The sequence below is a fragment of the Xenorhabdus littoralis genome (genome assembly GCF_033949345.1).
Taxonomy (GTDB): Bacteria; Pseudomonadota; Gammaproteobacteria; order Enterobacterales; family Enterobacteriaceae; genus Xenorhabdus; species Xenorhabdus littoralis.
This window is the reverse complement of record NZ_VCDP01000047.1, coordinates 1-10,137: the sequence shown is the minus strand read 5'-3', so window position 1 is coordinate 10,137 and position 10,137 is coordinate 1. Positions and strand designations below refer to the sequence as shown.

The 10,137-nt window shown below is 46.4% G+C and carries 15 protein-coding genes; 14 read left to right on the top strand and 1 reads right to left on the bottom strand.

Annotated features, from left to right (window positions below; all coding sequences use genetic code 11):
- Window positions 1–90: 90 nt before the first annotated feature.
- Window positions 91–303: a GNAT family N-acetyltransferase gene (locus tag FE394_RS12380; protein ID WP_319926687.1), complete on the top strand. Its 213-nt coding sequence runs from the start codon at window positions 91–93 to the stop codon at window positions 301–303.
- A 258-nt stretch (window positions 304–561) separates the two neighbouring features.
- On the opposite strand, the gene FE394_RS12375 is transcribed toward FE394_RS12380, so the two are convergent.
- Window positions 562–1,179, bottom strand: a complete 618-nt coding sequence (locus FE394_RS12375; RefSeq protein ID WP_319926686.1) for a phage repressor protein CI — start codon at window positions 1,177–1,179, stop codon at window positions 562–564.
- 193 nt (window positions 1,180–1,372) lie between these two features.
- Between FE394_RS12375 and FE394_RS12370 the strand changes: the two genes are divergently transcribed.
- From FE394_RS12370 to FE394_RS12310, 13 genes are all read left to right on the top strand, one after another.
- Window positions 1,373–1,738 (top strand): DUF5347 domain-containing protein, encoded by a 366-nt coding sequence (locus tag FE394_RS12370; protein ID WP_419836336.1) that lies wholly within the window; start codon window positions 1,373–1,375, stop codon window positions 1,736–1,738.
- A gap of 128 nt (window positions 1,739–1,866) precedes the next feature.
- Complete coding sequence (locus FE394_RS12365; RefSeq protein WP_319926685.1) at window positions 1,867–3,891, top strand: replication endonuclease; 2,025 nt, start codon at window positions 1,867–1,869, stop codon at window positions 3,889–3,891.
- 115 nt (window positions 3,892–4,006) lie between these two features.
- Window positions 4,007–4,234, top strand: a complete 228-nt coding sequence (locus tag FE394_RS12360; protein WP_319926684.1) for a hypothetical protein — start codon at window positions 4,007–4,009, stop codon at window positions 4,232–4,234.
- Between the two features lie 17 nt (window positions 4,235–4,251).
- Window positions 4,252–4,488 (top strand): DinI-like family protein, encoded by a 237-nt coding sequence (locus FE394_RS12355; RefSeq protein WP_319926683.1) that lies wholly within the window; start codon window positions 4,252–4,254, stop codon window positions 4,486–4,488.
- Between the two features lie 207 nt (window positions 4,489–4,695).
- On the top strand, window positions 4,696–4,899 hold the full coding sequence (locus tag FE394_RS12350; RefSeq protein WP_086110225.1) for a tail protein X: 204 nt from the start codon (window positions 4,696–4,698) through the stop codon (window positions 4,897–4,899).
- A 9-nt stretch (window positions 4,900–4,908) separates the two neighbouring features.
- Window positions 4,909–5,172: a hypothetical protein gene (locus FE394_RS12345; protein ID WP_319926682.1), complete on the top strand. Its 264-nt coding sequence runs from the start codon at window positions 4,909–4,911 to the stop codon at window positions 5,170–5,172.
- Window positions 5,173–5,207: 35 nt separating this feature from the next.
- Window positions 5,208–5,711: a lysis system i-spanin subunit Rz gene (locus FE394_RS12340; RefSeq protein ID WP_319926681.1), complete on the top strand. Its 504-nt coding sequence runs from the start codon at window positions 5,208–5,210 to the stop codon at window positions 5,709–5,711.
- 148 nt (window positions 5,712–5,859) lie between these two features.
- Complete coding sequence (locus tag FE394_RS12335) at window positions 5,860–6,495, top strand: phage baseplate assembly protein V (protein ID WP_319926680.1); 636 nt, start codon at window positions 5,860–5,862, stop codon at window positions 6,493–6,495.
- Window positions 6,492–6,842, top strand: coding sequence for a GPW/gp25 family protein (locus FE394_RS12330; protein WP_319926679.1), 351 nt, complete (start codon window positions 6,492–6,494; stop codon window positions 6,840–6,842). Before FE394_RS12335 ends, FE394_RS12330 begins: the two co-directional genes overlap by 4 nt.
- 22 nt (window positions 6,843–6,864) lie before the next feature.
- The gene (locus FE394_RS12325; protein ID WP_319926678.1) at window positions 6,865–7,773 is read left to right on the top strand and encodes a baseplate assembly protein; all 909 of its coding nucleotides are present in this window, start codon (window positions 6,865–6,867) and stop codon (window positions 7,771–7,773) included.
- Entirely contained in the window at window positions 7,766–8,374 is a 609-nt protein-coding gene (locus FE394_RS12320) for a phage tail protein I (RefSeq protein WP_319926677.1), read from the top strand. The genes FE394_RS12325 and FE394_RS12320 overlap by 8 nt, the downstream gene beginning before the upstream one ends.
- Window positions 8,371–9,498, top strand: a complete 1,128-nt coding sequence (locus FE394_RS12315; RefSeq protein ID WP_319926676.1) for a phage tail-collar fiber domain-containing protein — start codon at window positions 8,371–8,373, stop codon at window positions 9,496–9,498. Before FE394_RS12320 ends, FE394_RS12315 begins: the two co-directional genes overlap by 4 nt.
- The gene (locus FE394_RS12310) at window positions 9,498–10,094 is read left to right on the top strand and encodes a tail fiber assembly protein (RefSeq protein WP_319926675.1); all 597 of its coding nucleotides are present in this window, start codon (window positions 9,498–9,500) and stop codon (window positions 10,092–10,094) included. The genes FE394_RS12315 and FE394_RS12310 overlap by 1 nt, the downstream gene beginning before the upstream one ends.
- Window positions 10,095–10,137: the final 43 nt, after the last annotated feature.

The following is a 10,137-nucleotide window of genomic DNA, read 5'->3' as shown; positions in this document are numbered from 1 at the left end:
TGCGGGTGGTTCTGATTTTAATCGACGGATAATTTTCCCTGAACTATTTTTCCCCTTGCTTCAAGTAAACCTTACGGTTAAGGAGATATCGTGATTGTTGAATTGGAAACTGAAAGATTGTTGCTCCGTTCCTGGAAGGATGAAGATAAAGAGCCTTTTTTTCGCTTAAATAGCAATCCTGAGGTCATGGAGTTTTTCCCCAATACACTGACAAAAGAACAGAATAACGGGCTTGTTGATATCATCATCCAGCGGTTTGAAACACAAGGCGGCTGGGGATTTACCGTTCAGAAAGCGTCATGAAAAAATTAGGCATGATCAAAGATGAAAAAACATTTTTGCATCCAGCGTTGGCAGAAGACCATCCATTCAGTGAGCATGTTCTGTATCGGATTCAGCGTTCACATTACTTGTAAAAATTACGTATGAGATGGATGAATGACATCCAGGTTATTCCGGAGTTCGGGATAACCTGGATGGAAACTATTTTATATCCGTCTTGCTTTCAACTTGCTGTTTTTGCAGAAAATTGGAATCTACCGGGGATATGCCGGGACATTATTATTGTCTGGAGATGACCAGAACGACGCGGCCGACAAATTGGATATCGCTGATTGCACAATCAAAAGTGACGTCATTGTCACTGACCCGAATCTTACTGATTGGGATTTTCACAATCTTCTTGATACTGTTCATACCCTCAATATCCACCAGCCATAAGCCATCCTGAATATTGTCTTCCTGAGTATCCAGCAGATACCATGCAGTACCATCATCAACAACTAGTGGGTTTCTGAGTTCCTTGGAAACCAATTCGCTGTCCAGAATCACAGGGATAGCTTCATTCAGCTTGCCACCTGATAGTTTTACACGAGAAATCGACGGGGCAATGATATCTTCCAGACGCTCCGTTTTGCCAGATTCTCCATCTGGAAATATTTCTCCCTGACCCGTGCTCAGCCACAGCAGTGAAGCACCAGTTTCGAGATTGCACTGGATGATCCAATCTGCGGGAAAGCTATCACGAAGATAGCGGTTTGCCATCGTGCTTTTGGAAACGCCTAAATGGTCACTCAGGGCCTGACGTGATTTAAATCCATACGCGCGGACAAGACGTTCGATAGCTGGTCTTCCCCCGCTATCCGCCCCCATTTTGATCTCAATATTGGTATTTTTCATTGACAGTACAGATTAGAGGTATTAGTATCTCATAAAAGTTCTCTAAATGAGATCTTTGATGAACCCAGATTGGTTAAGCTAAAAACCATTGAGAGATATTGCATCATGAACGTTCATATTTCAATCTTTATACCTGATATCGGATCGATCCGAAGATGATACTGAGGATTGTCGGGAGTAACTCTGGAAAAAAATGTTGAGAGAAAATATGGCGAATACCGAGAAAGAAAAATTTGCCCAGATCGACCTTGGCCAGCGGCTGGAAGGATTGAATCACTTGTCGAAGATTAGGGCCACATACTGGCGGGATGATGGAAAAGAACTAAATCGTTTCTTTTCTGACATGCGAGACAAAAGGGATGGCCATTATGAAGAGAACAAGAGGGTATTATCCGCCATTTTCTATCTGGCGAATATTCCGGGTTCTCGTCACGACAGTGAATTCAACCATTTTACCCAAGAGGAAAAACAAGCGCTGATCAAGGCCATGAATCATATTAAGGTTGTTGTCAGCCAGTTTCCAAAATATCTGGCACTATTTCCTGATGCTATCTCCTGACGCAAATTCATTAGCACAGATTTTTAAACACATTTCTTAATATATTGCTGAATATATCGCTGAATATATCGCTGAATAAATGGCATGGGTACGTCAGGCACTCGCACATCCCTAATATGGTGAAATTGATGAACAATGACTTTACTACTCATGAACAGAATGGCGATTGTTTTAATGACAATAGTTTTAATGACAATAGTTTTATTGCCCAACGAAAACAAGCTGGGATGTTTCAGCCAAACATACCGCACGATGTTTCAATGGCCGAGCGTTTATTGTGGGAAGTCAATGCAGAAGATCATCAATGGCGCCATCAATATATCGGCCAGATGCCCGATTTTCTGGCGAAATATTTCAGCCGTCGCTACGCTGACATTTTTCACCGTTCAGGCCGTCGTGACGCAAACTCCTTCCTGAGAAAAACCGTCGGACAAAATGTCCTGCCGCGATTGCAGCTAGTGAAAAAAAGATATCAATTCAATCATCGTGTTTCTGGTATAGCGCCTTTTCCTTTTATTGAATCGCTGAACAATGTAACGACATATGATCGCAAACAACTCCTGAAACTTGCTCATGAAATTTCCGTTTTTATTTCCGGGAACTATGAGCACTATTCTTTGAGGTATTCTTCTTTGAGATATTCTTCTTTGGAATATTCTCAAAAACACCCATTAGACTCCGCAGACAATGAAAAAGAACTCTTTGCCCGTGTCGCAAGACTGTATCAATTGCTGGCTGAGCTGACTTTACAATGTGGAACGAACCCTCCTTATTGGCAGCGTTTCAACCGTGGACGTAAAACACCGTCTGTTGACCAGCTCTGCTCAGGTATGTTGCGCATGATGTCAGCTCGCTGGTGGTATTTTCGTTTAAAGCGTCTGCGTGAGATCCAATCTGAGCATATGGCAATTGCTGTCGGGCAGGTACAACAAGCAGCTTCTCCCTATGTTTCTCGCCAGGCATTAAGGGAATGGCTGGAGCAAAAACGGCGTAACCGTGAATTTTTCAAACATTTTGATTTGGAAAATGAAGAAGGGGAACGAATTTCCCTGGCAGATGCAGTTATCCACAGTAACGCCAACCCCGCGATTCGACGTTGTGAACTGATGGTCAGAATGCGTGGTTTCGAAGATGTCGCGACTAAAATGAACTGTGTCGGGGAATTTTACACCATTACAGCGCCCGCGAAATATCATGCTGTTCAGCATCAGGGCGGGTTTGTCAAATCTTGGGATGGTGTGACTCCGCGTGATACTCAACGTTATTTATGTGGTGTCTGGGCGAAAGCCCGCGCTGCGATTGCCCGTGCTGGCATTAATCTATTTGGTTTCAGAGTGGTGGAACCACATCATGATGGCACTCCTCATTGGCATATGGTGCTGTTCATGTTGCCTGAGCAAATGCGGCAGGTCAGAGAGATTCTTGAACATTATGCCTGCAAAGAAGATCAGCATGAATTACAGCGAAATGATGCCAAAAAAGCGCGTTTTGATTATAGGACGATCGATCCCAACAAAGGCAGTGCAACGGGCTATATCGCGAAATACATTTCCAAAAATATTGATGGTTATGCACTGGAAGAGGAAAAAGACCATGAAACTGGCGAATCCCTGCGTGATATGGCGAAATCGGTGACTGCATGGGCGAGTCGTTGGCGTATCCGCCAATTTCAACAAATTGGTGGTGCTCCAGTTTCAGTTTGGCGCGAATTACGCCGCCTCAGAGAGATTCGTTTAGCCGATAACAAAATTGATGCTGTTTTACGGGCGGCCGATGAGGGCAACTGGGCCGCATATACTCAAGCGCAGGGAGGGCCGTGGGTTGCCCGTCGTAATTTGGTTATTCGCTTATCTTACAAACATATCCCATTTGGCAGTCCTTATGGAGAAGACGTTCATTCCATACAAGGAGTGACATCGCCGTTTCTCTCTTGTGTGGAATTTATCTGCACACGTTTTCACCAGTGGTCTATTGTTCCGAAATCAGATACTACTTCTGCTTCTTCATCGAAACAGATTGTTTATAAAAAAAACAAAAAATGCTCATCTTGGAGTTCTGTCAATAACTGTACGGATGGACAGGGAAGCCGAACAAAAAGGAGTGTGATGTCATTAGTAAATATTTCTACGAAAGCAATAAGTGATAGTTATTAACTATCAAATTTTATCCTTATAAAAGGAAAAAACTACTTTAATTTTAGTTTCATTATGTGTACTGTGTATTTATACAGTCTATTATATGGGGGCAGGTATATCAGTGGAATCTCTTATGGAATCATTGGTAGCACAACGTATCAATTTCATTGCTAGAATGGCAACAAGTTGTGAATGCAATCATGAGGAAGACAAAGAGCTGGCTCTGGTTTGGATAGCAGAATTATCTTCACATTATGAGAAAAGGTTTAATAGTTACCGGAATGAACTTGAGAACACCCAGTCAGAGAACGAGATGACTGGCAACAGAATGTTAAGGAATTTGGATTCAACAGAAGAATAAATTTGGCGGGAGAAAAGATGCGAGTGGAAATACTTTTCGATAAACGAGCTAATGTTTCTGAATCAGTCATGTCTTCACTGGAAAGTGAACTAAAAAAAAGAATACTACCACACTATCCTGATACGCATTTTAGAATTGGAGTCAGTAGCAGTACGTCCGTAAGAGTGACCGGAACCAAAGAAAGCAGCGAACACGACCACATGATGGAACTTATTCAAAACGTCTGGGAGGATGATAGTTGGCTGTCGGATTAAATTCCACAGAGTACCGATATCCTCCAACGGATGGCACGTTATTATAAACAGACAAACAGCACAAAGGCAGGAAACGATTTCCTGCCTTTGTGCTACTGTTCTTTGTATTATTTTCCTCACAACCTCATCCCATTGAGGCATTTGCCTGATTATTCGATCATAACTCTTCGATTTACTGACTATTTTCTGTAAGGGAAAGGAGAGTGTATGCAAGTTATCGCACAACAAAATGAAACGGTTGATGCCATATGCTGGCGTCATTATGGCCGTACGCTGGGCATGACTGAACGTGTATTGCAGGCAAACCCGGGATTGGCTGATTTTGGCGCGGTATTGCCTCATGGAACGAAAGTTGAAATGCCGGAATTTATGCCAGCGGCCAGCAAACCCATTATCCAGCTATGGGATTAAGGGGCAAGCATGGATAAATACAGTCACGCTACTTATGCTTGCGCCAGTACTACTGCCATTTTTTCCGGCCTTTCTTTATATGAGTGGAGTTTTGTCCTTGGGGCATTTGCCAGCATTTCTCTCGGCATTCTGACCTATCGGCTTAATCGTCGGGAACAGATGAAACGGACTCTGATTTTGAAAAATATTCTGGAAAATCTGGAGCTGGAACCCACATCTAAATCAGCCAAAATCGTCAGTGAGCTGATCAAACAATCTCCAAAAGATTTATGATCTTGAAGTGTTTGGGCTTGTTGAGGATTGGAACGATGAAAAAAACGTCTTTAATTGTCAGCTTGATGATTGGCGGTACTTTTGGTTGGTGGGGACATCGTTCCTTGTTTCTCAGTGAAGTGACAGATTTGAAACAACAACATGTTGCACACCTTATTGCCATCAACCAAAAAGCGCGTTCAGAAACGCTGGTTGCCATCCAACAAATGAAAGATGCACAAAATCGGGCTGCACAATTGGATGAATACTATTCAGGGAAATTAGCTCATGTCACCGAAGAAAATGCGGTTTTACGTACTGACATTGCTACTGGTCATCGGCGGGTGCAAATCGCCGCCGCCAATCTTGCTACCTGTCAGCTCACCCAAAACCGAAATACCAGCACCCGCAGCGTGGGCGATGGAGCCCAAATCGAACTCACTGCAGAAGCTGGACGCGCTGTTTACGATATCCGAACCGGAATTATCCGCGATCAAACCAAATTAGATTATCTGCAACAGTATGTACGTGATGTTGTCCGGCAATGTAAACCGGAATAATCGTATCCTGTTCTGAAAAGCCTTTTTTCACTGCGAAAGAAGGCTTTTTATTTAATTGATTTTAAACAATTTTATTGCCTGTTTTGTATGTTGTTTCCCACAAATCCGGTTTAATGTCCGGCCCGCTCTTTCATGGCATTCTTACGTCATGAACACACAACTCACTGAACTGATGCGCTTATTGCGCAACCTGATCCGAACAGGCGTCATTACCCAAGTGGACACCACAAAGGGAATGTGCCGGGTCGCGACAGGCAATCTTGAAACCAACTGGCTGCACTGGTTGACATCCCGAGCGGGAAACTCCCGCACATGGTGGGCACCCAGTGTCGGTGAGCAGGTTTTATTACTGTCCATAGGCGGAGAATTGACCACCGCTTTTGTATTGCCTGCGATTTTTTCAGATGAGTTTCCGGCGCCATCAACATCATCCGAAGCGACGCATATTACGTTCCCGGATGGTGCAGTGATGGAGTATGAACCGCAATCCGGCGCATTGACTGTGACTGGCATTAAAACTGCGACAGTGACTGCATCAGATTCCGTCCATATTACCGCACCGGAAATCACCTGTGTCGCCAGCACCCGAATCACGCTGGATACACCGGAAGTCATCTGTACGCAGCTGATGAGCACAGGCAATCTGATCGTGCGTAACGGCGGCAAAATGACAGGCAATATTGAACACACCGGAGGCACATTCAGTTCCAACGGCGTGATCGTGGATTCCCATAAACACACCGGCATCAGGTCAGGCGGTGACACATCAGGAGGCCCCGTATGATGTATCTGGGAATGAACCGGCAAACAGGCCGGGAGTTGACAGATCTGGCACACGTCCGGCAATCCGTCAGCGATATTTTATTAACTCCCGTGGGCAGCCGTATCGCGCGTCGTACCTACGGCTCTTTATTACCTGAACTGATCGACTGGCCACAGAACTCAGCGCTCCGGCTTCAGGTCATGGCGGCCAGTTATACCGCAATCAGCCGCTGGGAACCCCGTGTGACGCTAACGTCTATCACGATGGAAACCGGACAGGACGGCAAAATGGTGGTGGATATTACGGGTACTTATCATCAATCCGCCAAGGAATTTTCACTTTCTATTCCGGTGAGCCATTCCCGGTGAGGCTATTCCTGAGAGGTAAAGCATGCCAACAATCGATTTAAGCCAGTTGCCACCACCGGATGTGGTTGTGCCACTGGATTACGAACAACTGCTGGAAGAGCGTAAAAAAGGATTGATATCGCTCTATCCGGAAGATCAGCAAGAGGCCATTGCTCGCACCTTGCAACTGGAGTCCGAACCTCTGGTTAAGTTGCTGGAAGAGAACGTCTATCGTGAACTGCTATTGCGTCAACGGGTTAACGAAGCGGCGCGAGCCGTGATGGTTGCTTATTCAACAGGCAGCGATTTAGATCAACTGGGTGCAAACAACAACGTATCCCGCATGATCTTGCGCCCTGCGGATAACTCCACTGTGCCCCCGACACCGGCGGTAATGGAATCTGACAATGACTACCGGGTGCGCATTCCACAGGCCTTCGAAGGTTTGAGCGTTGCGGGTCCGGTTGGCGCGTATGAATACCATGCCCGCAGTGCAGATGGACGTGTCGCGGATGCTTCGGCAATCAGCCCGTCGCCGGCTAACGTCACTGTGACGATTATGTCCCGCGAAGACAAGGGCGTCGCTTCCAAAGACCTGCTGGAGAAAGTCGAAAAAGCGCTGAACGACGAAAACGTGCGTCCAGTGGCCGATCGCCTGAAAGTCCAGTCGGCGAACATCGTGGAATATGAAATTGATGCGGTGTTGTACATCTTCCCGACACCGGAATCAGAACCTATCCGCAAAGCGGCGGAGCAGAAGCTGAAGTACTACGTAGAAGCACAGCACCGTTTGGGACGTGACATCCGTTTGTCCGCGATTTATGCCGCATTGCATGTAGAAGGCATACAACGCGTAGAACTGAAAGCGCCGTTAAAAGATGTCGTTCTGGATAAAACTCAGGCGTCTTACTGCACCAAAACCGTCCTGACGATGGGAGGCTCGGATGAATGATCGCCTTCTGCCGATGGGCTCGACCCAGCTAGAACTTGCGGCGGCCAAAGCCTGCGCTGAATTGCAGAATATCAAAGTCCCGCTTCGCGAGTTGTGGGATCCGGATACTTGTCCTGCATCACTGTTGCCCTATCTGGCATGGGCCTGGTCGGTGGATCGCTGGGACGAGAATTGGCCTGAGAGCACCAAAAGGGAAGTGATCAAAAACTCGCTGTTCCTGCATAAACATAAAGGAACGATTGGTGCGATTCGTCGGGTAGTTGAACCGTTGGGTTATCTCATCCGCGTCAAAGAGTGGTGGCAGACCAACGATGCTCCCGGCACTTTCCGGCTGGATATTGGTGTACTGGACAACGGTATCACCAATGAGATGTTCGAAGAACTGGAAAAACTGATTTCTGATGCCAAGCCAGTGAGCCGACATCTGATTGGGTTGGATATCAACTTAGATACACGTGGTGAATATCACTACTCGGCAGCGACTTACAGCGGTGACGAGCTGACAGTTTACCCTTATTTCCCAGAGCAAGTAACGGTATCCGGCTCAGAAATCGTGGGCGTAGGCATACATATTATTGATGACATGAGGATTAGACCATGAGTACCAAATTCTTTGCGCTGCTGACGCAGCTAGGCGCAGACAAGTTGGCAAATGCTGCGGCATTGGGTACTAAAATTGAAATTACCCATATGGCCGTTGGTGATGGTGGTGGCAGCCTGCCGACCCCGGATACCAAGCAAGCCAAACTGATTAATGAAAAACGTCGTGCAGCGATTAACACGCTGAGCATCGATCCCAAAAACACCAACCAGATCATCGCTGAACAGGTTATCCCTGAAAACGAAGGCGGCTGGTGGATCCGTGAGATCGGCCTGTTCGACAAAGACGGCATCCTGATTGCCGTGGGTAACTGTGCAGAAACTTACAAACCGCAATTGCAGGAAGGCTCTGGTCGTACCCAGACCATCCGCATGATTCTGATTGTCAGCAGCGCTGATTCGGTGACATTGAAAGTTGACCCTTCAGTGATTCTGGCGACGCGTGAATATGTGGATGACTCTGTCCAGAAACACGCGAACAGCCGAAACCATCCTGACGCGACGCTGAAAGAAAAAGGATTTGTGATCCTAAGCAGCGCAGTGGACAGCAATAGCGAAACTCATGCGGCAACACCGAAAGCGGTGAAAACGGCTTATGATTTTGCTGGTGCGGCGAATAATAATGCGAATGGACGTTTGGAAAAAAGCAAGAACGGAGCGGATATTCCAAACAAAGACGAGTTTGTGAAAAACCTCGGTATTACGGGAACTGAGTTGCCAGTTGGCGTACCCGTCCCGTGGCCGTTGGAAACCCCTCCGGCTGGGTGGCTGAAATGTAACGGCTCGACATTCGGTGCTACGCAATATCCCGAACTGGCGCGGGTATACCCAGCATTAAGATTGCCTGACCTGCGCGGGGAATTTCTGCGGGGATGGGATGATGGTCGTGGAGAGGATAGAGGTCGTCCATTACTAAGTAGCCAAGCATCAACAATTTTGAGCGAGCATGCCGGGAATTTAGCTCTTGGATCTGGTCATGCGATATTCAACTATGACAGTGTGGTATTACGCCAACCGGGGTTCTCACGATTCAATTTGCCAAGCCCCGTCGTAGGTGACGGTGTCAATTATCTGTCAATCCGACCCCGTAACATTGCGTTTAACTACATCGTAAGGGCAGCATAATGACTAAAGCAAAATTAGACAAACACCTGATCGCCACAGCGGCCGGTGATATCACGGTATTTAACTATAACGGTGATACGAGAGAATATTTTTCTTCATCGGTTGAGTTCTTGGCTGTAGGTGTCGGCATTCCAGCGCACTCTTGTGTTGATGTGCCGGGTGAAAGTAAAGAGGGTTATGCTATTTGCCGCTCGCAAGATTTGTTAGGCTGGGAATATGTTGCTGATCACCGTGGTAAAACGATTTATAGCATTGAAACGGGAGAAGCGCGGGTGATTACAGTTCCCGGTGATTATCCGCCAGACACAACAACAAATGCCCCTGTTACACTATTCGATAAATGGGATGGTAAACAGTGGGTGACAGATAACTTGGCACTAAAAACAGATTATATCAGGCGAGCTGAACAACAAAAATTATCACTGCAACGACAGGCCGATTTCGCTATTGCCCCGCTGCAATACGCCGTTGATCTCGAAATGGCAACGGACGGAGAACGGGCAGTATTGACAGCGTGGAAAAAATACTGTGTGCTATTGAACCGTGTAGACTGTTCAATAGCACCAGACATTGACTGGCCTAAAGTGCCAGAGTGATTATCAGGGGCGCTGGCCCCTGATTTCTATTTTATGGCTTTAG